The sequence below is a fragment of the Marinobacter vulgaris genome, assembly GCF_003344045.1.
In the GTDB taxonomy this organism is placed as follows: domain Bacteria; phylum Pseudomonadota; class Gammaproteobacteria; order Pseudomonadales; family Oleiphilaceae; genus Marinobacter; species Marinobacter vulgaris.
Map to the genome: position 1 here is coordinate 237,398 of NZ_QFWX01000003.1, position 23,018 is coordinate 260,415.

The 23,018-nt window shown below is 57.6% G+C and carries 21 protein-coding genes and 1 tRNA gene; 20 read left to right on the top strand and 2 right to left on the bottom strand.

The features are described from left to right. The first annotated feature begins 3 nt into the window (after nucleotides 1-3). The 7 genes from flgL (at nucleotide 4) to secF (ending at nucleotide 6,969) form a co-directional block, all read left to right on the top strand. Nucleotides 4-1,227 (top strand): flagellar hook-associated protein FlgL, encoded by a 1,224-nt coding sequence (flgL, locus tag DIT71_RS07315; protein ID WP_114612556.1) that lies wholly within the window; start codon nucleotides 4-6, stop codon nucleotides 1,225-1,227. Between the two features lie 83 nt (nucleotides 1,228-1,310). Beyond that, nucleotides 1,311-1,397 (top strand) — tRNA-Leu (locus tag DIT71_RS07320). A 41-nt stretch (nucleotides 1,398-1,438) separates the two neighbouring features. Next, nucleotides 1,439-2,509, top strand: a complete 1,071-nt coding sequence (gene queA, locus DIT71_RS07325) for a tRNA preQ1(34) S-adenosylmethionine ribosyltransferase-isomerase QueA (protein WP_114612557.1) — start codon at nucleotides 1,439-1,441, stop codon at nucleotides 2,507-2,509. Between the two features lie 14 nt (nucleotides 2,510-2,523). Continuing rightward, nucleotides 2,524-3,642: a tRNA guanosine(34) transglycosylase Tgt gene (tgt, locus tag DIT71_RS07330; RefSeq protein ID WP_114612900.1), complete on the top strand. Its 1,119-nt coding sequence runs from the start codon at nucleotides 2,524-2,526 to the stop codon at nucleotides 3,640-3,642. Between the two features lie 60 nt (nucleotides 3,643-3,702). Further along, nucleotides 3,703-4,065: a preprotein translocase subunit YajC gene (yajC, locus tag DIT71_RS07335; protein ID WP_114612558.1), complete on the top strand. Its 363-nt coding sequence runs from the start codon at nucleotides 3,703-3,705 to the stop codon at nucleotides 4,063-4,065. Nucleotides 4,066-4,145: 80 nt separating this feature from the next. Continuing rightward, nucleotides 4,146-6,020 (top strand): protein translocase subunit SecD, encoded by a 1,875-nt coding sequence (gene secD / locus DIT71_RS07340; protein ID WP_114612559.1) that lies wholly within the window; start codon nucleotides 4,146-4,148, stop codon nucleotides 6,018-6,020. Beyond that, nucleotides 6,013-6,969 (top strand): protein translocase subunit SecF, encoded by a 957-nt coding sequence (gene secF, locus DIT71_RS07345; RefSeq protein ID WP_114612560.1) that lies wholly within the window; start codon nucleotides 6,013-6,015, stop codon nucleotides 6,967-6,969. The genes secD and secF overlap by 8 nt, the downstream gene beginning before the upstream one ends. Nucleotides 6,970-7,049: 80 nt before the next feature. Here the strand turns inward: secF and DIT71_RS07350 are convergent, their stop codons facing one another. Further along, a complete protein-coding gene (locus DIT71_RS07350) occupies nucleotides 7,050-7,847 on the bottom strand; it encodes an inositol monophosphatase family protein (protein WP_114612561.1) in 798 nt (265 codons plus the stop codon). Nucleotides 7,848-8,046: 199 nt separating this feature from the next. Between DIT71_RS07350 and trmJ the strand changes: the two genes are divergently transcribed. The 13 genes from trmJ to der all read left to right on the top strand — a co-directional run bounded on the left by trmJ (nucleotide 8,047) and on the right by der (nucleotide 20,828). After that, nucleotides 8,047-8,901, top strand: a complete 855-nt coding sequence (gene trmJ, locus DIT71_RS07355) for a tRNA (cytosine(32)/uridine(32)-2'-O)-methyltransferase TrmJ (protein WP_114612562.1) — start codon at nucleotides 8,047-8,049, stop codon at nucleotides 8,899-8,901. 4 nt (nucleotides 8,902-8,905) lie between these two features. Beyond that, the gene (gene cysE, locus DIT71_RS07360) at nucleotides 8,906-9,679 is read left to right on the top strand and encodes a serine O-acetyltransferase (RefSeq protein WP_114612563.1); all 774 of its coding nucleotides are present in this window, start codon (nucleotides 8,906-8,908) and stop codon (nucleotides 9,677-9,679) included. Nucleotides 9,680-9,756: 77 nt separating this feature from the next. Next, entirely contained in the window at nucleotides 9,757-10,254 is a 498-nt protein-coding gene (gene iscR, locus DIT71_RS07365; protein ID WP_114612564.1) for a Fe-S cluster assembly transcriptional regulator IscR, read from the top strand. Nucleotides 10,255-10,274: 20 nt separating this feature from the next. Further along, a complete protein-coding gene (locus tag DIT71_RS07370) occupies nucleotides 10,275-11,423 on the top strand; it encodes an IscS subfamily cysteine desulfurase (RefSeq protein WP_114612565.1) in 1,149 nt (382 codons plus the stop codon). Nucleotides 11,424-11,490: 67 nt separating this feature from the next. After that, on the top strand, nucleotides 11,491-11,919 hold the full coding sequence (gene ndk, locus DIT71_RS07375; protein WP_114612566.1) for a nucleoside-diphosphate kinase: 429 nt from the start codon (nucleotides 11,491-11,493) through the stop codon (nucleotides 11,917-11,919). A 62-nt stretch (nucleotides 11,920-11,981) separates the two neighbouring features. Further along, nucleotides 11,982-13,094, top strand: coding sequence for a 23S rRNA (adenine(2503)-C(2))-methyltransferase RlmN (rlmN, locus tag DIT71_RS07380; RefSeq protein ID WP_114612567.1), 1,113 nt, complete (start codon nucleotides 11,982-11,984; stop codon nucleotides 13,092-13,094). A gap of 87 nt (nucleotides 13,095-13,181) precedes the next feature. Further along, entirely contained in the window at nucleotides 13,182-13,946 is a 765-nt protein-coding gene (gene pilW, locus DIT71_RS07385) for a type IV pilus biogenesis/stability protein PilW (protein WP_199490985.1), read from the top strand. Then, nucleotides 13,936-14,988, top strand: a complete 1,053-nt coding sequence (locus DIT71_RS07390; protein WP_114612569.1) for a RodZ domain-containing protein — start codon at nucleotides 13,936-13,938, stop codon at nucleotides 14,986-14,988. Before pilW ends, DIT71_RS07390 begins: the two co-directional genes overlap by 11 nt. 32 nt (nucleotides 14,989-15,020) lie before the next feature. After that, a complete protein-coding gene (gene ispG, locus DIT71_RS07395) occupies nucleotides 15,021-16,139 on the top strand; it encodes a flavodoxin-dependent (E)-4-hydroxy-3-methylbut-2-enyl-diphosphate synthase (RefSeq protein ID WP_114612570.1) in 1,119 nt (372 codons plus the stop codon). 40 nt (nucleotides 16,140-16,179) lie between these two features. Then, entirely contained in the window at nucleotides 16,180-17,475 is a 1,296-nt protein-coding gene (hisS, locus tag DIT71_RS07400) for a histidine--tRNA ligase (protein ID WP_114612571.1), read from the top strand. Between the two features lie 37 nt (nucleotides 17,476-17,512). After that, nucleotides 17,513-18,169: a YfgM family protein gene (locus DIT71_RS07405; RefSeq protein WP_114612572.1), complete on the top strand. Its 657-nt coding sequence runs from the start codon at nucleotides 17,513-17,515 to the stop codon at nucleotides 18,167-18,169. Continuing rightward, nucleotides 18,169-19,341: an outer membrane protein assembly factor BamB gene (gene bamB, locus DIT71_RS07410; RefSeq protein ID WP_114612573.1), complete on the top strand. Its 1,173-nt coding sequence runs from the start codon at nucleotides 18,169-18,171 to the stop codon at nucleotides 19,339-19,341. Before DIT71_RS07405 ends, bamB begins: the two co-directional genes overlap by 1 nt. 62 nt (nucleotides 19,342-19,403) lie before the next feature. Continuing rightward, the gene (der, locus tag DIT71_RS07415; RefSeq protein ID WP_114612574.1) at nucleotides 19,404-20,828 is read left to right on the top strand and encodes a ribosome biogenesis GTPase Der; all 1,425 of its coding nucleotides are present in this window, start codon (nucleotides 19,404-19,406) and stop codon (nucleotides 20,826-20,828) included. Between the two features lie 25 nt (nucleotides 20,829-20,853). Here the strand turns inward: der and pta are convergent, their stop codons facing one another. Then, nucleotides 20,854-23,007 (bottom strand): phosphate acetyltransferase, encoded by a 2,154-nt coding sequence (pta, locus tag DIT71_RS07420; protein WP_114612575.1) that lies wholly within the window; start codon nucleotides 23,005-23,007, stop codon nucleotides 20,854-20,856. Nucleotides 23,008-23,018: the final 11 nt, after the last annotated feature.

Consider the following 23,018-nt stretch of genomic DNA (forward strand, 5'->3'; position numbering starts at 1 on the left):
GACATGATCAGAATTTCATCACAACAGATTTTTTCCGGCGGGATCAACCGGCTGCAGGATCTGAACAGCAGCCTGAACCAGACCCAGGAGCAGATCTCCACCGGCAAGCGGGTGAACAAACCGTCGGATGACCCGGTTGCGGCGGCCCGTATTCTCAAGCTGGACCAGGAACTGTCACGGATTGAAACCTACCAGCGCAACGCCGGCCTGGCTGAAAATCGCCTGCAGCAGGAAGAGAGCGCACTGGCCAGTTCAGTGGACATTATCCAGCGGGTGCGGGAACTGACTGTTCAGGCCGGCAACGGATCGCTGTCTGCGAACGATCGTCAGTCAATTTCGTCCGAGATCAAGGAACGGTTGGGGCAGCTGGCCAATGTTGCCAATACCCGCGACGCTTCGGGTGAATACATCTTCAGCGGCTTTCAGGGCTCTACCGCTGCGTTCGGTAAGGATGCGTCCGGCAGCTGGGTATATCAGGGCGATGAGGGTCAGCGGGTTCTGGAGATTGACGATGGGGTAACGGTTCCCATCAGTGACCATGGCAAGGGCATTTTCGAAAGTGTCGCGAGTACCCCCACGTTTAGCGCCGAAGTGGCTCCCGGAGATACCAGCGGCGCATCTATTAGTTCTGCAATGGTTGTCAACCAAGAGGCTTTCGATGCCTTTTATAATGGAAACAAGGAGGATCTGGTTGTAAACATTATCAACGGTACACCCGATGATGAGTATCAGATTCAGACTCCTGCCGGCGCCACACTCGCCACCGGAACCTACGAAGATAGTCAGCCCATTCAGTTCAATGGTATTCAGTTCGAAATATCTGATGGGGTGCCCGGCTCCGGTTTTGTTCTAAAAACGTCCGAAAAGCAGTCTGTTTTCAGTACGATGGAAACACTTGTTAACGGACTGGATAACATCGATAAGAGTTCGCCCGAGGGCCAGACCGCTTACGATGATCTGATAGCCACCTCCCTGCAGAATCTGGATAACGCCCAGGAAAGCATTTTGCAGAAGCAGACAGAGCTGGGTGGGCGCCTGAACGCGGTGGAGTCCACCAGCTCATTCCTGGAAGACTCTTCTGTGTATAGCAAGGAGATCCGGTCGGAATTACAGGATGTGGATTACGCCGAGGCGATCAGTAACCTGAGCTTCCAGAGCTTTGTGTTGCAGGCGGCGCAGCAGTCGTTTGCGCAGGTCTCCAAGCTTTCACTGTTTGATCGTCTGTAGGAAAAGCCTGCCGGAACAGGGAAGTCCGGCACTTGTTATTGCTTTCAGATTCAACCTCAGTATAATTCCCGGCACTTCCCGATGGCGGCGTGGTGAAATTGGTAGACACGACGGATTCAAAATCCGTTGGGGTAAAACCCGTGGCGGTTCGAGTCCGCCCGCCGCTACCACTTACAAGCCGCCCAACGCGGTGTCGTGAACAGTCCATCCAATGAACGTCTCCGATTTTCACTTTGATCTGCCGGATGAACTCATCGCCCGGTACCCACTCAAAGAGCGCAGCGCATCACGCCTGCTGAGCCTTGATGGCCTCTCCGGCAAAGTCTCTCATCGACAGTTCTCCGACCTTCCAGGGCTTTTGCAGCCGGGCGATTTGCTGGTGTTCAATAACACCCGCGTGATACCCGCACGGTTGTTCGCGAAAAAAGAGACCGGTGGCCAGGTTGAAGTGCTGGTGGAAAGGCTGCTCGGGGAGCACGAATTGCTTGCCCATGTGAGGGCGTCCAAGGCGCTCAAGCCGGGGCAGCGGATTATTCTGGAGGACGGTACCTCCATGATGATGAAGCAGCGGGAGGATGCGCTGTTTCATCTGGTATGCGATAGCAGCGAACCGCTGCTGGAACTGCTCGAGCGAATCGGGCACATGCCATTGCCTCCCTATGTGGACCGCCCCGATGAGTCTACCGACAGGGAGCGCTATCAGACAGTCTATGCAAAGGAAGCCGGCGCTGTGGCCGCTCCGACTGCGGGATTGCATTTTGATGACCGCATATTCAAGGAACTCAAGGCCCGGGGTATCGAGAGCACCTTTGTAACCTTGCACGTGGGCGCTGGTACCTTTCAGCCCGTTCGGGTGGACCGTATAGAGAACCACGTGATGCACAGCGAAGTGGCCCAGGTCTCCCAGGCCACCGTGGATGCGGTCGATGCGGCCCGGGCCCGGGGTGGCAGGGTGGTTGCCGTAGGGACCACCTCGGTCCGCTCCCTGGAGTCAGCAAGCCGGGGTGGTGTATTGAAGCCGTTCAGGGGCGAAACAGACATTTTTATTTACCCGGGTTATCGCTTTCAGACCGTGGACGCCATGGTGACCAATTTCCACCTGCCGGAATCGACGCTGATCATGCTGGTGAGTGCCTTTGCGGGCTATCAGAACGTCATGGCGGCCTACCGGGAGGCGGTTGCCGAGCGCTATCGTTTTTTCAGTTACGGTGACGCCATGTTTATCACAGGGCAGGCACCAAGTCTGGGCGCCCTCAAATGCTATGCCGGGGAAGAATCATGACCGAACAGTGTTTTATGTCCTTTGAAAAGCTGGGCGAAGATGGTCGTGCCCGCCGCGGACGACTGACGTTTCCCCGTGGCACCGTAGAAACGCCTGCTTTTATGCCGGTGGGCACCTACGGCACCGTCAAGGGCATGCTGCCAAGGGATATCAAGGATATCGGCGCGGAGATCATTCTCGGTAATACCTTTCACCTGATGTTGCGCCCGGGCACTGAAGTGGTGAAAGCCCACGGCGACCTGCACGATTTCACCCAGTGGCACGGTCCGATCCTGACGGACTCCGGGGGCTTTCAGGTATTCAGCCTGGGGGAGATGCGCAAGATTACCGAGGCAGGTGTGACCTTCCGCTCACCGATCGACGGCTCACCGGTGGAATTGTCGCCGGAAATTGCCATGCAGGTGCAGCGGGACCTTGGTTCCGACATCGTGATGATTTTCGATGAATGTACACCCTATCCCGCTACCGAAAAGCAGGCCAGCGAGTCCATGGAGCTGTCCCTGCGGTGGGCTGAGCGCAGCAAAAACGCGCATGCGGATAATCCGGCAGCACTGTTCGGTATTGTTCAGGGCGGTATGTACGAATCCCTGCGTGATCGTTCACTGGAAGGTTTGACGGAGATCGGTTTCGATGGCTATGCCATCGGTGGGCTGTCTGTGGGCGAGCCCAAAGAGGATATGATCCGGATTCTGGATCATCTGCCACCCCGAATGCCGGAAGACCGGCCGCGCTACCTGATGGGCGTTGGCCGGCCGGAAGATCTTGTGGAAGCGGTTCGCCGCGGTGTGGATATGTTCGACTGTGTCATGCCCACCCGTAATGCCCGCAATGGTTATCTGTTTACTTCCACCGGCATCGTCAAGATCCGCAATGCGCGTCATCGCCATGACATCGCCCCGCTGGACGATCAGTGTGACTGTTATACCTGTGAGAACTTTTCGAGAAGTTATCTGCATCATCTGGATAAATGTGGAGAAATGCTCGGCTCGCAACTCAACACCATTCACAATCTGCGTTACTACCAGAACGTCATGGCCGGATTGCGTGGCGCAATTGAAGCAGGTACATTGTCGGACTTTATTAGCGACTTCTATGCACGCCGCGGTGAAACTGTGCCGCCGCTGGCGCAATAACTGCCGGGCAAGCCGGTACTGAACCGCTACCCGAACTTTTCTTAAAAACGGAGATAGTCAATGAAATCAATCAAGTTACTTGTTGCTGCACTGTTTGCTGCGATGCCGGCACTGGCAATGGCACAGGATCCCGGTGCCGGGGGTATGGGAGTGATGGGGCAGGTGATTTTCTTCGCCGGCTTTATCCTGATTTTCTACTTCCTGATCTGGCGCCCGCAGTCCAAGCGTGCGAAAGAGCACAAGGCTTTGATGGCAGGCCTGAATAAAGGCGACGAAGTGGTTACTTCCGGCGGTATGGCGGGAAAGATCACCAAGGTAACTGACGATTTTATCGTGGTAGAAATTGCCGATAACGTTGAAGTGAAAGTTCAGAAAGTTGCTGTTGCAGCTGCACTTCCGAAAGGAACTCTGAAGGACATCTGATCGACCGGTTTTCGACTCAGGTCTGAATTTGCCAAGCTGAAACATCATAGCTGGCCCCCTGGCCGGCTTAAAGGGACCCCATGCTGAACAAGTATCCGCTCTGGAAAAATCTGGTAATCCTGGTCGCACTGGTGATCGGGTTCATCTACGCCCTGCCTAATGTCTTTCCTGATGACTACGCCGTGCAGATTACCGGTGCAAGAAGCAGCACCCAGGTCGATCAGAGAATTCTGGAAAGGGCTGTTGATGCGCTCGAGGCCAAGGGGATTACCGTCAAGGAATCCGAGATCCAGGAGCGTGATGCCCTGATCCGGCTCAATGACGCTGAAGCCCAGTTGCGGGCGCGGCCAATTGTTCAGGATGCGCTGGGCAGGGACTACCTGGTAGCCCTGAACATGGCACCTTCCACACCGGAATGGCTGGAAAGCCTGGGTGCAGGGCCGATGAAGCTGGGCCTGGATCTTCGCGGTGGTGTCCACTTCCTGCTGGAGGTGGATATGGAAACCGCAGTGGAGCAGCGTCTTGAATCCATGTCGAGCCAGATCAAGCGAGAGTTGCGGGAAGAGCGTGTGCGCTATCGCGGTGGTGATCTTGAAGGCGACAACTCCATCGTGCTGACCTTCCGGGATGAAGAATCCCGTAGTGAGGCCTTCGATCTGGTCCGCGACCAGTACAACCAGTTCACCATGGATGAGCAGACCGAAGACGGTGAATACCGCCTGGTACTCACCATCTCGGAAGCTGAAATCAAGTCGATCCAGGATTATGCCCTGGAGCAGAACCTGACAACCATCCGCAACCGGGTGAATGAGCTGGGTGTCGCGGAGCCCCTTGTTCAGCGCCAGGGCACCGACAGGATTATCGTCGAACTGCCGGGCGTTCAGGATACTGCGGCAGCGAAGCGTGTGCTGGGTGCCACCGCCAATCTCGAGTTCCGGCTTGAAGCCCGGCAGGATGCCTCAGCCGCAAATACCGAAACCTACGAGTTCCGTGACAACCCCAACCGCGAGGCCCGTCTGGAACAGGAGGTCATCGTAACCGGCGACAACGTGTCCAATGCCCAGCAGGGATTCGACGAGAACGGTCAGCCCCAGGTCAATATCACCATGGATTCCGTGGGCGGTGACCTGATGAACCGGGCCACCCGCAATGCCATTGGCCGTCGCATGGCAGTTCTGTTTATCGAATACCGGACCGAAACCGAAGAGGTGGTGGTGGACGGCGAAACCCGTACCGTCGATAACCGCGTTGTTGAAAAGGGCATAATCAGTCTCGCCACAATCCAGTCCGCGCTGGGAAGCAGTTTCCGGATTACCGGTCTCGATTCCATTCCGGAAGCTTCAGAGCTGGCACTGTTGCTGCGAGCCGGCTCACTGGCCGCTCCCATGTACTTCGTGCAGGAGCGAACCATTGGACCAAGCCTTGGCCAGAAGAACATCGACGCCGGCATGATGTCGGTGCTGCTCGGCTTCGTTCTCGTGCTCTGCTATATGGTGGTCTACTACCGTGGATTTGGCATGATCGCCAACGTGGCCCTGACCCTTAACCTGATGCTGTTGGTTGCCTGCATGTCGATCCTGTCGGCAACCCTGACACTCCCGGGCATCGCCGGTATCGTTCTGACGGTGGGTATAGCGGTTGACGCCAACGTGCTTATCTTCGAGCGGATAAAGGAAGAGTTGAAGGCCGGCGTTCCACCCCAGTCGGCAATAAATGCCGGTTATTCCCGGGCATTTGTGTCTATTTTCGACGCCAACATCACCACCTTGCTGGTGGCAGTGATCCTGTTTGCCATGGGGTCCGGGCCAGTGAAAGGCTTCGCGGTAACGCTGTCGATCGGTATTCTTACATCGATGTTCTCAGGGCTGATGGTCAGCCGCAGCATCGTGAACCTTGTATACGGCGGTCGAAAGATCGAAAAACTCTCGATCGGAGGAAAGCTGGCCCATGTCTGAAGTTGAGAAGAAAACTATCGATTTTATGGGCGCACGGAAGATTGCTTCCGCGGTGTCCATCGCCCTGGTTGTGATCGCGGTTGCGTTACTGGCGACACGCGGACTGAACTTCGGGCTTGATTTCACGGGCGGCACCTCCGTTGAGATTGAATACCAGCAGGCTCCGGCCCTGGATGAGATCAGGGGGGCTCTGGACAGCGCCGGCTACGAGCAGTTTGTCGTGCAAAATTTCGGTTCGGATACCACGGTTCTGATCCGGATGGCCGAAGCAGAGAATGACCAGCTGGCCAATGAGGTGATGCAGGCTCTCGCAGGCAGTGGCGCTGAAATGCAACTGGTGAGCTCTGAGTTTGTTGGCTCCCAGGTTGGTGACGAGCTGAAGGAGGACAGTGGGCTGGGAATGCTCATTGCGCTTGCGGTGGTACTGATCTACGTGGGTATGCGCTTCCAGTTCAAGTTCGGTATAGCGTCGGTGGTGCCGCTCGCCCACGATGTCATTATCGTGCTTGGGGTGTTCTCACTGTTCCAGTGGACGTTTGACCTGAGTGTACTGGCTGCCTTGCTTGCGGTTATCGGTTACTCCCTGAACGACACCATTGTTGTCGCGGACCGGATCCGTGAAAACTTTCGCAAGATGCGGGAGGGGGACTCCGAGCACGTTATCAACGAATCCATCCACCAGACCATCAGCCGGACGATCAACACATCCGGGACCACGCTGGTGGTTCTGTTTGCCCTTTATTTCATGGGGGGCGAGGCCATCAACAACTTTGCCCTGGCCTTGATTATTGGTGTGGTTGTGGGTACCTATTCATCCATTTATGTCGCCGCCAATATGCTGGTGGCTTTGGGTGTTGACCGTGAGGACCTGATTGTACCGCCGAAGGAAGGCCTGGCGGGGCAGGAAGAGGAAGAAGAGCAACCGCCCGAGTGGCTGAACCGGATGTAGACCTTATTTAGGACAAGTGCCCGGTCGTAAAAAAGCCGCAACGCCTGAGAGGGGTTGCGGCTTTTTTGTGCCCGGCCGGTCTAGCGTGGCAGGCGACCCCGGAAGGGGTGAAGCGTTTTCAGGACTTCCCGGAACAGCTTGGGGTTGGCAACAATAAGCTGCTTGGCTTTCTCCGTTGACGGGTTGCCGGAGAAGTCGCCGGTCAGAGCGCCGGATTCCAGTGCCAGGGTCACGCCAATAGCCAGATCGGCGGGCTCCGGGCGGAATATGACGGCTGCATCCAGATGGCCGGATGAAACCCTGGCAATATCCAGCGCAACGCAGCCGGCTGTGCGGAACATGCTGCTGTCGCGGGCCAATAAGGATGCCATCTCACCCCACATCAGCGGGTCATCGCCGTATCGGGTCTGATCAAGAAGGTTGCTGACCACGGCAGCCCGATCGGCGTGCTTGATTTCGCTGGTGCGCACGCGCCGGCTATTCAGGGCTGCGCCATGGCCACGGCTGGCAGAGTATTCCTCGCCGGTGACCGGGTTGATCAGCAACAGATTCTCGGTGCGGTTATTTTTCTTCTGGAGTAGTGCCAGTGCGAAATCAGGAATACCCCGTAGAAAGTTTTCACGACCGAGGACCGGAAATATATGCCAGCTTTTGTCGTTGTCGCCGGCGTCCGCTTCGTTCAGCGGTGCGATCATGTGGTCTTTGTAGGATTTTTCGAGCTGCTCTGAAAAATTGTCGTAAACAGACTGCTCGACCCGCTCCAGTTGCTTGCGGCGATCCTCGCTGTCGCCATTGGGTTCCTGGCGCTCAAAGTGTGCTTTCAGATAGTCGGACCCCTGACGCGCGACGCGCAGGGCCATTTTGATAGCTGGTTGCATCTGAGTGTTCATTATCCGGGTGTGTGAAGGCCGCATAGCATATCAAAAACAAGCGCCTCTTGTATGTTTTTCGACTCCGCAATGTCACTGAGGGCGCCGTATCAGGGGTTATCCGGGGAGGCAGAAGCACGGCGAAATCTGGTATCATGCGCGCCTTTCCAGCGTACTATCGACAGATCACCAGAGAGACACGAGCGCCATGCACAAGTCAGCGATGCCCCAGGAGGGCACCGACACCTTTGACGACCAGATCAGGATCGTTCTGGTCGAGACGTCTCATTCCGGCAATATCGGGGCTGTCGCGAGGGCCATGAAGAATATGGCGCTGGGCAGCCTCTGGCTGGTCAATCCCGCCTCGTTCCCCGATGAGACCTCCTATGCTCGCGCCGCGGGAGCTTCCGATGTCCTGGACAACGCCCGTGTTGTTACCTCTCTTGACGAGGCCATTGCTGACTGTGTCTGCGTGATGGGCACCAGCGCCCGTGGCCGCAAGGTTCCGTGGCCGGTCATGGCGCCGCCGGATGCTGCCGCAAAGGCCGCCGAGCACTCTGCCGCAGGGCCTGTTGCAGTGGTGTTCGGCCGCGAGAACCATGGATTGAGCAATGAGGAGTTGCAGCGCTGCAACTTCCATATCCACATCCCGTCAAATCCGGACTACAGTTCTCTGAACCTGTCCATGGCGGTTCAGGTCATGTGTTACGAGTTGCGCATGGATTATCTGAGGGGGCTTGAAGGTGGCGACGGCAGCCCCTATCTGAAGCCCATGAATGCCCCGGGAGATGCTGGCTGGGACGTCCCGCCGGCCCCGGTAAAGGACGTTGAGGGATTTTTCGAACATCTGGAGCAGGTGCTGGTCGATGTTGATTTTCACCGTCGCGAGAAGCCCGGTCTGCTGATGACCCGGTTGCGCCGCCTGTTTCAGAGAGCGAAACTGGACCGGACGGAAATCAGCATTCTCCGGGGCGTTCTGACAGCCGTTCAGAAATCGGCCGGTACGGATCAGCCCGGATCAAACACGTCAAAGGCCCGCTCGGCGGCCGGTGAACAGGAATAGGGTTATGTTTGAACGTTTAAGGGAAGATGTGAACAGTGTGTTTCATCGTGATCCCGCGGCTCGAAATACCTTTGAGGTTCTCACTAACTACCCCGGCCTTCATGCGCTCCTGTGTCACCGGTTTTCGCACCGGCTCTGGAACCTCGGCCTGAAATGGTTGGCACGCACCTTCTCGACGATCGCCCGCTGGCTGACTGGTATCGAGATTCACCCCGGAGCAACGATCGGCCGTCGCTTTTTCATCGATCATGGCATGGGTGTCGTTATTGGTGAAACCACCATTATCGGCGACGATGTAACGCTTTATCAGGGGGTGACCCTCGGCGGTACCAGCTGGAACAAGGGCAAACGCCACCCGACGCTGGGTAACGGTGTTGTGGTTGGTGCCGGTGCCAAGATACTCGGCCCGTTCGAAGTGGGAGAAGGCGCCAAGATCGGCTCCAATTCGGTGGTCACAAAGGCGGTCCCTGCCGGTGCGACGGTGGTTGGTATTCCCGGCCGTGTGGTTGCCAAGCGCAAAGACGACGATACGGTGCGCCGCAAGGAAATGGAGGAGCGCATGGGCTTCGACGCCTACGGCGTCACAGAGGAAATGCCGGATCCTGTTGCCCGCGCCATGCGGAGCCTGCTTGATCACATGCACGCGGTGGATGACCGCATTGAAAACATGTGCAAGGCTCTCAGAAAGGTTAACAGTGAGTACCAGAACGGTGAGTTGCCGCCGCTTCAGGAGGAGGATTTTGATTGTGTGCGGGATGATGAGCCATCCCAGCGGTGAATACTTGACTGAAATGGTTGGTCAATTCATACTCGGCTCTGCTAAAGCCTAATCAATCCCTGACCGGGGCTGAGTTTATGAGACTGACCACCAAAGGCCGCTATGCGGTGACAGCAATGCTGGATCTGGCCCTTCACGGGGATCAGGGGCCGGTCAGTCTGGCGGATATATCGTCACGGCAGGAGATTTCCCTCTCTTATCTTGAGCAGCTGTTTTCCAGGCTTCGCCGCCATAAGCTGGTGACCAGTATCCGAGGCCCCGGCGGGGGTTACCGCCTGAGCCGCGAACCGGATGCCGTCTACATTGCAGAAGTAGTGGACGCGGTCAGTGAGTCTCTGGATACCACCCGCTGCGGCAACAAGGGTGATTGCCAGAATGGCGAGAAATGTCTGACTCACCACCTATGGTCTGATCTCAGTGACCAGATCCATCAGTTCCTGAGCGATATCAGCCTCGGTGACCTGATGAGAAAGCGCGAAATTCAGGTGGTTGCTACCCGGCAGAACAAACGCCATTCCGAAGGCGATTCACAGACGATTAACACCGAGCGCCTTTCGGATCAGGCGCCGGCCTGAACGATTAGCCTGAAGATTCTATGAAAAAACCCGTCTACCTGGACTATGCGGCCACCACGCCGGTGGATCCCGTCGTTGCCGACGAAATGTGCAAATACCTCACGCTCGATGGCGTTTTCGGTAACCCGGCCTCGCGCACACATGCCTACGGCTGGCAGGCTGAAGCGGCAGTGGAAGGTGCCCGGCGGCAAGTGGCCAACCTTATCCATGCGGATCCGCGAGAGATCGTGTGGACATCCGGTGCCACCGAGTCCGACAACCTGGCCATCAAAGGCGCGGTTGCGGGCAGGGACAATCCGCACATCGTGACTTCCCTGATTGAGCACAAGGCGGTACTCGATACCTGCAAGTGGCTTGAGCGGCAGGGTGTCAGCGTGACCTGGCTGGCCCCCGAACGTGACGGCCGGATCTTGCCCGGGCAGGTGGAGAGCGCACTGCGTGACAATACCGTGCTGGTGAGCCTGATGATGGTGAACAACGAGCTCGGTTGTCAGACGGATATTGCAGCAATTGGCGCCATGCTTCGCGAGCGCGGGGTGTTGTTCCACGTGGATGCGGCTCAGGCAGCGGGGAAAACCGAAGTGGACGCCACCCTCGCGAAGGTAGACCTGCTTTCGCTGTCCGCCCACAAGGTATATGGTCCCAAGGGCATCGGTGCGCTTTATGTTCGCCGGTCACCGGACGTTCGTATCGAGTCACAGATTCACGGCGGCGGGCATGAGCGAGGAATGCGTTCGGGCACGCTGCCGACTCACCAGATCGTGGGCATGGGCAAGGCGTTCGAACTTGCCATTGAGCACCTTGAGCAGGAGTGCGAAATGCTGGAAAGCATGCGCAGTCGGTTCCTGGCAGGGGTTAATAACCTTGATGGCGTGACGCTCAACGGCAGTGACCAATACCGGGTACCGGGGATTGTGAATCTGTCGTTTGCCGGCGTGGATGCGGAGTCCCTGATGCTGGGCCTGCGGAATCTGGCCGTGTCGTCCGGCTCCGCCTGTGCGTCCGCGACGATCGAACCATCCTTTGTTCTGAGGGGCATTGGTCTGGAAGACGAACAGGCCCACCGGGCCCTGCGGTTTTCCTTCGGGCGTTTTTCCACAGGCGAGGAGATTGACTACGCCGCGACGCAAATCGTTGACGTTGTTACCCGTCTCCGTTCAGTGCGGTAGGCAGTTGCCTCCGGACTGCGTATAATCCGAACCCTGAATTTTTTCTGAACCTGAATGGAGACAGATCATGGCAAACGAGCGCACGCTCTCGATTATCAAGCCCGACGCAGTCGCAAAAAATGTGATCGGTGAGATTTACACCCGTTTTGAGAAAGCAGGTCTGGAGATCGTTGCTGCCAAGATGATGCATCTGACCCAGGAGCAGGCAGAAGGATTCTATGCCGAGCACAAGGAGCGTCCGTTTTTTAATGACCTGGTTGCTTTCATGACGTCCGGGCCGGTTGTAGTTCAGGTTCTGGAAGGCGAAGGTGCTATCCTGAAGAATCGTGACCTGATGGGGGCTACCAATCCGAAGGAAGCGGAAGCAGGCACCATTCGTGCCGACTTCGCATCGTCCATCGATGCCAACGCCGTTCACGGTTCGGATTCGGCACCATCGGCCGAACGTGAAATCGCGTATTTTTTCAATGACAGTGAGATCTGCCCACGTGGCTGATTGAGCTGCCCCGGGCCGGAACGTTTTCCGGCCCGGATTGGTTATCTGATCGAGGTTATGAAATGACAGCTGTTGCTGAGAAAACCAACCTTCTGGGAATGCCGAAGGCCAAGATGGAGGCTTTCTTCGAATCCCTGGGGGAGAAGCGTTTCCGGGCAACACAAGTGTTGCAGTGGATTCATCAGCGTGGTGCCGATGACTTCGATCAAATGACCAATATGAGTAAGGTACTGCGGGACAAACTGAAGGAAGTGGCAGAGATTCGCGGGCCCGAGGTGGTCTACGATGAATCGTCGAAAGATGGCACCCGCAAGTGGGTCATGCGCATGGACAACGGCAACAGTGTCGAGACCGTGCTGATTCCCGATGGCGAGCGCGGCACACTGTGTGTCTCTTCCCAGATTGGTTGCAGCCTGGACTGCACGTTCTGCTCCACGGGAAAACGGGGCTTCAACCGCAACCTGACCGCCGCCGAGATTATCGGCCAGGTATGGGTCGCCCGCAAGGCGTTCATGCCCTTTGCGCCGGGGCCCGATCGCCCGATCACCAATGTAGTGATGATGGGCATGGGCGAGCCGCTGCTGAACTTCGATAACGTAGTTGACGCCATGAACCTGATGATGGAGGACCTGGCTTACGGAATCTCCAAACGGCGGGTCACGGTGAGCACCTCGGGCGTGGTTCCGGCAATCGACCGGCTGGGCGAGGTTACCGATGTGTCACTGGCCATTTCCCTTCATGCCCCCAATGATGAGTTGCGTAACCAACTGGTGCCACTGAATAAAAAGTACCCGATCGCGGAGTTGCTCGCCGCCACGCGCCGCTATCTCGCCCGCTTGCCGGATAAACGCAAGGCAACAATCGAGTACACGGTGATTGAAGGAGTCAACGACCAGCCCGAGCACGCAAGGGAGCTCGCCATTGTGCTTCGCGGGTTGCCGTGCAAGATCAACCTGATTCCTTTCAACCCGTTTCCGGAGAGTGATTTCCGGCGCCCCAGCATGAACGCCACCCGCCGTTTTCAGGCCGTTCTCAATGAGGCGGGCTACATTGCAACCGTCAGAACAACCCGTGGCGACGATATTGATGCCGCTTGCGGACAGCTTGTAGGCAGGGTGGATGACAGGACCAAGAGAAGCCAGCGTTACATCCAGGTGCAACAGGTCAGTCCATGAATCCGGGTGAGGTTTCACCCCTGCACACAAGAGGAATTGCCAACTGTGACATCTGAACCAGTAAACAGGGTCCGGGCTGTGTTTGCCATGGTGTTACTGGCAATGCTTGTCACTGGCTGTGTGACCAAAACCGATAGCCGGTTTGCGCGCGAGGCCGATCGTGATAAAGCGGTAGAGAACTACGTCCAGCTGGCAACCGCCTATATCGGACAGGACAATATAGACCGGGCCCGAAGCCACCTGGACCGCGCGCTCGAACTGGCACCGGAAAACCCGGGCGCCCTGGCAGCGCAGGGTCTGGTCTATCAATCGGAAGGCGAACCGGAACTGGCCGAGCGTGCCTTCAAAGACGCCCTCGACAGCGATCCGGATTATACCCGTGGTCGGGTTTATTACGGCGCTTTTCTGTATGGCCAGCGTCGATTTGAGGAGGCCCGCGATCAGTTTCTCGCCGCCTCCAGGGATACCGGCTACCCTGAGAGGGCGTCGGTATTTTTCAATCTCGGCCTGACAGAAGAACGAGTGGGAGATCTTGACGGCGCTGTTACGGCGTACCGGCGGGCCGTAGAGTTGTCCCGCGGTGATGCCAGATCGTTGCTGGCTCTTTCGCGAACTCTGGTGGAAAGCGGCGAATACCAGGCTGCGGCACGCCACTACAGCCGTCTGATTACGCTGATGCAGCGAAACCGCAATCTTCGCCATTCCCCGGAAAGCCTTTATACAGGCATTCGCATTGCTCGCCAGCTGGGCGACCGGGACCAGGCATCAAGCCTGGGGCTGCAGTTGAAGAACAATTTCCCGAACTCTGTCGAATACCAACAATACAGGGTGATGACGTCAAATGGACAGTGATGACACACAACAGCCAGTGGTGACCGAACCCGCCGGCCAGCAACTGAAACGCGCGCGGGAGCAGAAAGGTCTCACTGTTTCGGCCGTTGCCGATGCCCAGCACCTGCGTCCGGCAGTCATTCACGCCATTGAAGACGGTGCCTACGAGCAGATCGACAGTGAACTGTTCCTCAAAGGGTATGTCAGAGCCTATGCGCTTCAGGTGGGCCTCAACCCGGACACTGTGATCGCGACTCTGGATAGGGAACTTGAACCGCTGCGGCAACAGAAAGCCCAGGCAGAAGAGTTGAATCCCCTGGTTGATATTGAACGCCGAAGGCGCCAGAAACGCCGGATTGCCAAGTTGCTGTTTTTCGCCCTGGTTATCGCCATCCTGGTGGTTGTGGGTCTGCGTTTTCTGGATACCCCGGGCAGCAGTGTCGCACCCGATGAGCCCGACACCTCCGAAGCACCGGCAGACATGATAGAACCGCTGGAGTCCGGGCCCGAGGGAGGCGATGTGTCAGAGACCGTTACAGACACTGGAGAAAATGCCGATGTCGCTGAAACGATACCGGCGGGTACTGAGCCGGCCAATGATACCCAGAACGACCAGCGCGTAAGTACGCCGGCACCGTTAGAGGGGCAGGAGGAGATCCCGCTGGTTGCAGACCGCGATTCCGGCGAAGCAAGCAGGCCTGTCCGGGAGCCCGCGCTTGAATCACCCAGAGCTCTCGACGAAAGCCGTGTCCCGGTTGTTACCAGTGCTCCGGAACCTGCGTTCCAGGAAAGCGCAGAGCCGGATGCTGCCGCTGGGCGCGCGCAGTTGGAAATGACCTTCAGGGATGAATGCTGGGTTCAGGTGACCGACTCCGCCGGCAACCGTCTGGTGGGCTCTCTGCAGCAGGATGGTGACCGGGTAGAGGTGTCCGGCAGGGTGCCGATCCAGGTAATTGTTGGCGCCGTTGATGCTGTCGAATCCATTCGTTTTGATGGGGAACCGGTAGATATGTCGGATTTCCGGGTCGTCAATAACCGCGCTGAATTCGCGCTGGACATCTGACACTTACGAACACAATTTTCGGTTGGCAGGCTATGAATCACGAATCTCCGATCAAAAGACGTAAATCCCGTCAGATAATGGTGGGTGATGTTCCCGTTGGCGGGGACGCTCCGATTGCTGTGCAGAGCATGACCAATACCAACACCTGCGATGTGGATGCCACCGTGGGCCAGATCCGCGCGCTCCAGGAAGCTGGCGCCGACATCGTGCGGGTGTCCGTTCCCACCATGGACGCCGCCGAAGCGTTTGGCAAAATCCGCTCCCTGGTGTCGGTGCCGCTGGTGGCCGACATTCATTTTGACCACAAAATCGCGCTGCGGGTGGCGGAGCTGGGTGTTGACTGCCTGCGCATCAACCCGGGGAATATTGGTCGGGATGATCGGGTTAGCGCAGTCATCAGCGCTGCCCGGGACCGCAATATTCCGATTCGGATCGGTGTCAACGCCGGTTCGCTGGAAAAGGCCCTGCAACGCAAATACGGCGAGCCCACACCAGAAGCACTGGTGGAATCGGCGATGCGCCATATCGACATTCTCGACAAGCACGATTTCCAGGACTTCAAGGTCAGCCTGAAAGCGTCCGAGGTGTTCATGACCGTAGCGGCGTACCGCCTGATTGCAGCGCAGATTGAACAGCCGCTTCACCTGGGTATCACCGAGGCGGGCGGTTTTCGTTCCGGCACCGTGAAGTCGTCCATCGGCCTTGGCATGTTGTTGATGGATGGTATTGGCGACACGATCAGGGTTTCCCTGGCGGCAGATCCGGTTCAGGAAATCAAGGTAGGCTTCGATATACTCAAGAGCCTGCGCCTGCGTAGCCGCGGTATAAACTTCGTTGCCTGCCCCAGCTGTTCGCGCCAGAACTTCGACGTTATCCAGACCATGAACGACCTCGAGGCCCGCCTGGAAGACGTCAACGAACCACTGGACGTGGCCATTATCGGCTGCATAGTGAACGGCCCGGGTGAGGCCAAGGTGGCAGATCTCGGCCTCACCGGTGGTAGCCCGAAGAACCTGTTCTACATGTCGGGCAAGCCCCACCAGAAACTCGATAATGCCAACCTGACCGACGACCTGGAACGACTGATCCGTGAGGAAGTTGCCCGTCGCAAGGAAAAAGAAGACGCGATCATTACCCGCTCGGCTGACTGAGTGCAGATCGCCAAATCACTGAAAATGAAAAGGTAGTAACTTGGCTAAGATCCAGGCAATTCGCGGGATGAACGATATCCTGCCAGAACAGACGCCGGTGTGGCAGTTTGTTGAAGACACGGTCAGGCGGGTGCTTTCGCAATACGGTTACCAGGAAATCCGCATGCCGGTGGTGGAGCAGACAGATCTGTTCAAGCGCTCCATCGGCGAAGTAACGGATATTGTCGAGAAGGAAATGTATACCTTCGACGACCGCAACGGCGATAGCCTGACGCTGCGCCCGGAAGGTACCGCTGGCTGTGTTCGCGCCGCAGAAGAGCATGGCCTGCTTTTCAACCAGACCCGCCGCCTGTGGTACACAGGCCCGATGTTCCGTCACGAGCGCCCGCAGAAAGGGCGCTATCGCCAGTTCCACCAGATCGGTGTGGAATGTTTCGGGATGAACGGCCCGGATATCGATGCGGAACTGCTGGTACTGACTGCCCGTCTATGGCGGGCTCTTGGGTTAAGCGAGCATACCCGTCTGGAGATCAATTCCATCGGTACGTCGGCGGCCCGTCGTGAATACCGGCAGGCGCTGGTGGCCTACCTTTCGGGTTATCGAGACCAGCTCGACGAGGACAGCCTGCGTCGCCTGGAATCCAACCCGCTGCGTATCCTTGATAGCAAGCACCCCGGCACACAGCAGTTGCTGACAGATGCACCCAGGCTTGAGAATTACCTCGACCAGGAGTCGCTGGATCATTTCAGCGAGCTTCGCAGCTTACTGGACGCCGCCGGTGTTGGGTACACCGTGAATCCACGATTGGTGCGGGGGCTCGATTACTACGGCAAGACCGTGTTCGAATGGGTTACCGACAGCCTCGGGGCACAGGGCACCGTCTGCGCCGGTGGCCGTTACGATGGACTGGTTGAGCAGCTGGGGGGCAAGCCCACCTACGCAGTGGGCTTTGCCATGGGGCTCGAGCGCCTGATCCTGCTGCTGGAAACCCTCGATCTTGTCCCGGCAAGTGCCAATGGTGATGTTGATGTGTATGTCACTGCCATGGGGGATTCAGCAGTGCCGCCGGCACTGGCACTCGGCGAGTCACTGCGCACTGCCTTGCCGGCAGCCCGAATAATGAGCCATTGTGGCGGCGGTAGCTTCAAGAGTCAGATGAAAAAAGCGGATCGGAGCGGCGCCCGCTACGCGGTGATTCTGGGAGAAAACGAGCTGGCTACTGCGTCGGTTGGCCTTAAGCCACTGCGCTCGGACGAACCACAGCAGGACGTTGCTCAGGCTGAACTTGCTGGCGTACTGAAAGAGTTGCTGGGCCCGCTGACGGCGGGTCGATAGGCTAAAGGCACAATAATCATCAATTACAGGAGTCATCATGGCTGAAATTCGCACTGAGGAAGAAACGGTCCAGGCAATCAAGGACTGGTGGAAGAAAAACGGCAGCTCGCTCCTGATTGGTATCGCCGCAGCGCTGGCCATCGTATTCGGTTGGCAGGCCTGGCAGAACCATCAGATGCAGCAGCGCACCGAAGCGGCTTCCCAGTTTGCCGACCTGATTAACGCCTACAGCGATGAAAGCGATGAAAACCGTGCCGAGACGGTAGCCTACGTGGCAGAAAACCTGCGCGAGGAATACAGTGACAGCGCGTTTGCCATCTACGGCATGTTGATGCTGGCCCGGCAACAGGTCATGGATCAGGGCGATCCGGAGGCTGCCATTGAGTCGCTGACGTGGGCACAGGAAAAAGCCGGCGAATCACGGCCTCTGGCGCTGGTTGTCCGTAACCGGCTGGCGCGGGCCCAGTTTGCGGCCGAGCAGTATGAAACTGCCCTCAGTACCATTGAGAACGTGGACGATGCCGGCAGTTTCAGCGCCATCTTCACCGAACTGAAAGGCGACATCCTGCTGGCTCAGGGTGATCGCGACGCCGCCCGCGAGGCCTACCTGGCAGCCAGAGAGCAGAACCAGCAGGGGCGTAGCGGCATTCTTGAACTCAAACTGTCAGATCTTGGCGTAGGGGAGGGAGCCTGATGCCCCTGTTGTGTAAAGGGCAGATCCGTTGCACTTCAGTCATCGGCCTGTTGGTGGTTGCACTGCTGGCAGGCTGCAGTGCCAATGACACTTTTGAGCAGCCCGCCCCTGTGCCGGAAATTTCTGCCTCCGTTGAGCTGGAAAACGTCTGGACCATGTATGTAGGTGAGGGACACGGTGACAACTTCCTTTACCTGGCACCACTCAATGCCGGCGAGACCCTTTACGCGGCCTCGGCCGAGGGTGAAATCTGGTCTGTCAAACCCGAAAACGGTGAGGTAGTCTGGTATCAGGACCTTGAGGAGGAGATCATTGCCGGTGTTGGCGGGGATCAGGGCAACCTTTACCTGGTTACCCGCGATGCGCAGCTGAAAGCCCTCTCGCGCCAGAATGGCACCGAGTTGTGGCAGCAGCCTCTGCCTAACGAAGCGCTGGCCTCTCCACAGTCAAATGGCCGCCTGGTGGTGGTACAGACCATTGACGGTAAAGTGCTGGCTTTCGACACCACCAGTGGCGAAAGGGCCTGGCAATACAACAGCGATGTGCCGGTCCTGTCCATGCGGGCTGCGGCATCACCCCTGGTCGGGGCAGACCTGGTACTGGCGTCACTGGCCAATGGCAAACTGATGGCGATTTCCGCCGAGACCGGTCAACCAATCTGGCAGTACGAAGTGGGTCAGCCTCAGGGGCGCACAGAACTGGAAAGATTGGTGGATGTTGCCAGCGAACCTCTGATCCTTGAAAGCGCTGCCCTGGTGGTGGGGTACCAGGGCAAGCTGGCACTGGTCGACCTGCAGAGTGGCCAGGAAATCTGGAGCCGGCAGGAATCAAGCCTGCAATCACCCATGATTGGTGATGGCAACATCTTTATAGCCGGGGCTGATGGCGACATTACCGCCTATCGCGGCTCTGATCGCCGCGAACTTTGGGTGCAGGACAAGTTGTCCTGGCGCCAGCCCACGCAGCCAATTGTTTATGGCGATTATCTGCTGGTTGGAGACTACGAGGGTTATATCCACATGTTGTCGCTGGAGGACGGGACCCTTGAGGGGCAGCGAGAGTTTGACGACGAAGGCTTGCGGGTGCCCTTCCAGCGTTTGCAGAATGGGAACCTCCTGGTTTATGGCAATAGCGGAAAGATGTCCGTGCTTAAAATACGGGAGCGCGACTGAGCGCTCCTTACCGGCCATATCGCTGTGAAGCGCTGGCCCTGTTTACTGTGTAGCGAAAGTTTATGACCCCTGTAATTGCACTTGTCGGGCGTCCCAACGTTGGCAAGTCGACATTGTTTAACCAGATGACACGGTCCCGGGATGCGCTTGTAGCGGATTTTCCGGGTCTGACCCGTGACCGTAAATACGGCGAGGGTGATTACGAGGGCCAGCGGTTTATTGTGATTGATACCGGTGGCCTCACCGGTGGCGAGGAAGGCCTTGACGCGGAAATGGCCCGCCACTCCATGCAGGCGGTTGAAGAAGCCGATATCGTACTGTTCCTGGTGGACGGTAAGGCCGGCCTCAATGGCGGTGACGAACTGATTGCCGACCATCTGCGAAAAACCGGCAAGCAGGCGCATCTGGTGGTCAACAAGACGGATGGGCAGGACCCCGACATTGCCGCCTCTGATTTTCATGGTCTCGGATTCCAGTCCACGTTTCTGATTGCAGCCTCCCACAACCGGGGTGTCCGCTCGATGCTGGAGGAGTTGTTGCCCTCCGAGGAGGAGCGGGAAGCCCAGGACAGGGCGGATCGGTATCCGGGTATCCGGATCGGTATCGTCGGTCGCCCGAATGTGGGCAAATCCACCCTGGTCAACCGCATGCTTGGCGAAGACCGGGTTGTGGTCTTTGACATGCCCGGAACCACCAGGGACAGCGTCTACATCCCCTATGAGCGGATGGATCATCAGTACACGCTGATCGATACTGCCGGCGTTCGTCGTCGCAAGAATGTCAGTGAAACGGTAGAAAAATTTTCTATTATCAAGACCCTGCAAGCCATTGACGACGCCCATGTGGTGATTCTGGTGATTGATGCCCGGGAAGGCCTGGTGGATCAGGATCTGCACCTGATCGGTTTCGTGCTGGATGCGGGTCGCTCCCTGGTTATTGCCGTCAACAAATGGGATGGCATGGACCCGGAAGACAAGGCGAAAGTCAAAGAGCAGGTACAACGCCGGCTGGACTTTCTCGACTACGCCGACAAGCATTACATATCCGCACTTCACGGCTCCGGCGTCGGGGTGATGTACGATTCGGTCCATGACTGTTACGAATCCGCTATGGCCAAGTGGCCCACCAATCGCCTGACCGCCATACTCCAGGACGCCACTGCCCAGCATCAGCCGCCACTGGTCCAGGGCCGCCGTATCAAGCTCCGCTATGCCCATCAGGGCGGTTCCAATCCACCGGTTATCGTGGTGCATGGTAACCAGACGGACGCGTTGCCGGGTGCGTACAAGCGCTACCTGGAAAATACGTTCCGCAAGGTTCTGAAGGTGAACGGCTCACCCATTCGCTTTGAGTTCCGCTCTGGCGAGAACCCGTACGCCAACAAGGTCAGCCGTCTGACACCTCGTCAGAAGGTGAAACAGGACACTGACCTTAAGAAAGGACGGCCGGTGAAGAAAAAAGCGCGAATGAAGAGCAAGAAACGCTGATTCCGCGAGAGGCGGGGCCGATCCGTCAGATCAGCCCGGCATCTTCCACCTGCTTGGCCTGTACCGCAGTAAGGGCAATGGTAAAGACAATGTCTTCCACCTCGGCGCCCCGTGAAAGGTCATTGACCGGTTTTCTCAGGCCCTGAAGCATGGGGCCAATGCTCACCACGTTAGCGCTTCGCTGGACTGCCTTATAGGTCGTGTTTCCGGTATTTAGATCCGGGAAGATAAAGACCGTGGCCCTGCCGGCCACCTTGCTATCGGGTGCCTTGCTCCGGGCAACGCTTTCTATGGCGGCGGCGTCGTACTGCAGCGGCCCGTCAATCAACAGGTCAGGGCGTCTTTCCCGGGCAATTCTGGTGGCTTCCCGCACCTTTTCCACATCCTTGCCACTTCCGGACTCACCGGTGCTGTAACTGATCATGGCGACTACCGGCTCAATACCGAAAGCGGCTGCTGAATCGGCACTCTGGATTGCTATATCCGCCAGCTCTTCCGCGTTCGGATCCGGGTTGATGGCGCAGTCACCGTAGACAACAACCTGTTGCGGCAGCAGCATGAAGAAAACGGACGATACCACCCGGGCATGGTCGTGGGTCTTGATCAGCTGCATGGCCGGGCGCACGGTATTGGCAGTGGTGTGCGCGGCACCGGATACCAGGCCGTCGGCCTTGTCCTCAGCGACCATCATGGTGCCTAGCACCACGTTATCTTCCAGCATTGCCTCGGCCATGTCGGGGGCCAGGCCTTTGTGTTTGCGTAGCTTTACCATGGCTTCGACATAGTTTTTGCGAACCTCGGCGGGATCAATAACCTCGATGTCGTCAGGCAGCTCCATTCCCTGGGAGCGGGCAACCGTGGCGATATTGTCACGGTTGCCCAGCATGATGCAGTGGGCCAGCTGACGCTGGTGACAGATAATGGCGGCCTGTACGGTACGCTGTTCATTGCCCTCGGGGAGCACAATGCGCTTGCCTGCTGCGCGGGCACGCTCTGAAAGCAGATAGCGGAAAGCCGGTGGCGACAAATGGCTCTGCCGTTCCACCTTCAGATGCTCCCGGAGCCACTCGGCGTCGATCCGGGTTGCCACGGCTTCCATGGCTTTTTCGATCCGGCCCGGATCATCCACAGGTATAGCCGAAGAGAGGTTGGCCAGGCGGTGGGCGGTTTCATAGGTGTTGGTTTGTGCCTTGATGACCGGAAATCCCATTTCCATGGCACGGCGGCAGAGTTCGATCACCCGGTCATCGGGCATCAGGCCGCCGGTGAGCATTATGCCTGCCAGGGGCACGCCATTGAGAGCAGCAACCGCCGTGGTCACGATGATGTCCTCCCGGTCTCCGGGCGTGACTATAAGGGTGCCTGGCTTCAGGGTATCCACCATGTTGCGGATGGTACGGGCACTGACAGTGACGGTCTGGACACGACGGGTGCGCATGTCGCCCTCGTGAAGCACTTCCAGATCCATTTCACGGACGATGTCAGAAACCCGTGACGCCATCAGTTCCGGTTGCCAGGGGATGACTGCCAGCAACCGGTAACGTCCGTCACTGAAGACCTTGCAGGCCTGGCCGTAATCAATGGTTTCTTCAGGGACCCGGGCATTCACCCGCGGGGTGAACCCTGATCTGTCAGGTTCTCCCACTTTATTGAGAACGACGCCGATCACGTCCGGGTCGGAGGGGCTGGAGAACAGCCGTGCGTAAAAATCCAGCTCCTCGTCCAGACTTTTCGGATCGGTATTTCCGGGGGTGCTGACCAGAACAACTTCAGAACCCAGGTTGCGGGCAACTTCCACATTCAACCGGGCAATGTAGGCTTCGGTGCGATCCGGTACCAGGCCTTCGATGATAACCACATCGACCGTCCTGGCGACTTTCTGGTACTCGCCGACGATGGTTTCCAGCAGTTGGTCGGCCTTGCCGGTGTTGAGAAGGTTCTGGGCCGTCTTCAGGCTCATGGGCTCGGGAGGCTCGAGGTGGCTGCGGGCCCGAACGAATGCCACAGAGGTGTCCTTGCCGTGGTTATGATGCGCCTCACCTTCGTGGACTGATTGGGAAAACGGCTTATAAAAGCCCACGCTGACACCCACGCGTTCAAGGGCACGGAGCAAGCCCAGGCACACGGATGTCAGCCCGGAATTCAGAGAGGTTGGTGCAATATAGAGATTCTTTGCCATGCAAGGCTTCC

Bases quoted from the DNA above. Each gene is read 5' to 3' on its own strand.
- flgL (WP_114612556.1), top strand. From the start codon at position 4: ATGATCAGAATTTCATCACAACAGATTTTTTCCGGCGGGATCAACCGG.
- queA (WP_114612557.1), top strand. From the start codon at position 1,439: ATGAACGTCTCCGATTTTCACTTTGATCTGCCGGATGAACTCATCGCC.
- tgt (WP_114612900.1), top strand. From the start codon at position 2,524: ATGTCCTTTGAAAAGCTGGGCGAAGATGGTCGTGCCCGCCGCGGACGA.
- yajC (WP_114612558.1), top strand. From the start codon at position 3,703: ATGAAATCAATCAAGTTACTTGTTGCTGCACTGTTTGCTGCGATGCCG.
- secD (WP_114612559.1), top strand. From the start codon at position 4,146: ATGCTGAACAAGTATCCGCTCTGGAAAAATCTGGTAATCCTGGTCGCA.
- secF (WP_114612560.1), top strand. From the start codon at position 6,013: ATGTCTGAAGTTGAGAAGAAAACTATCGATTTTATGGGCGCACGGAAG.
- DIT71_RS07350 (WP_114612561.1), bottom strand. From the start codon at position 7,847: ATGCAACCAGCTATCAAAATGGCCCTGCGCGTCGCGCGTCAGGGGTCC.
- trmJ (WP_114612562.1), top strand. From the start codon at position 8,047: ATGCACAAGTCAGCGATGCCCCAGGAGGGCACCGACACCTTTGACGAC.
- cysE (WP_114612563.1), top strand. From the start codon at position 8,906: ATGTTTGAACGTTTAAGGGAAGATGTGAACAGTGTGTTTCATCGTGAT.
- iscR (WP_114612564.1), top strand. From the start codon at position 9,757: ATGAGACTGACCACCAAAGGCCGCTATGCGGTGACAGCAATGCTGGAT.
- DIT71_RS07370 (WP_114612565.1), top strand. From the start codon at position 10,275: ATGAAAAAACCCGTCTACCTGGACTATGCGGCCACCACGCCGGTGGAT.
- ndk (WP_114612566.1), top strand. From the start codon at position 11,491: ATGGCAAACGAGCGCACGCTCTCGATTATCAAGCCCGACGCAGTCGCA.
- rlmN (WP_114612567.1), top strand. From the start codon at position 11,982: ATGACAGCTGTTGCTGAGAAAACCAACCTTCTGGGAATGCCGAAGGCC.
- pilW (WP_199490985.1), top strand. From the start codon at position 13,182: ATGGTGTTACTGGCAATGCTTGTCACTGGCTGTGTGACCAAAACCGAT.
- DIT71_RS07390 (WP_114612569.1), top strand. From the start codon at position 13,936: ATGGACAGTGATGACACACAACAGCCAGTGGTGACCGAACCCGCCGGC.
- ispG (WP_114612570.1), top strand. From the start codon at position 15,021: ATGAATCACGAATCTCCGATCAAAAGACGTAAATCCCGTCAGATAATG.
- DIT71_RS07405 (WP_114612572.1), top strand. From the start codon at position 17,513: ATGGCTGAAATTCGCACTGAGGAAGAAACGGTCCAGGCAATCAAGGAC.
- bamB (WP_114612573.1), top strand. From the start codon at position 18,169: ATGCCCCTGTTGTGTAAAGGGCAGATCCGTTGCACTTCAGTCATCGGC.
- der (WP_114612574.1), top strand. From the start codon at position 19,404: ATGACCCCTGTAATTGCACTTGTCGGGCGTCCCAACGTTGGCAAGTCG.
- pta (WP_114612575.1), bottom strand. From the start codon at position 23,007: ATGGCAAAGAATCTCTATATTGCACCAACCTCTCTGAATTCCGGGCTG.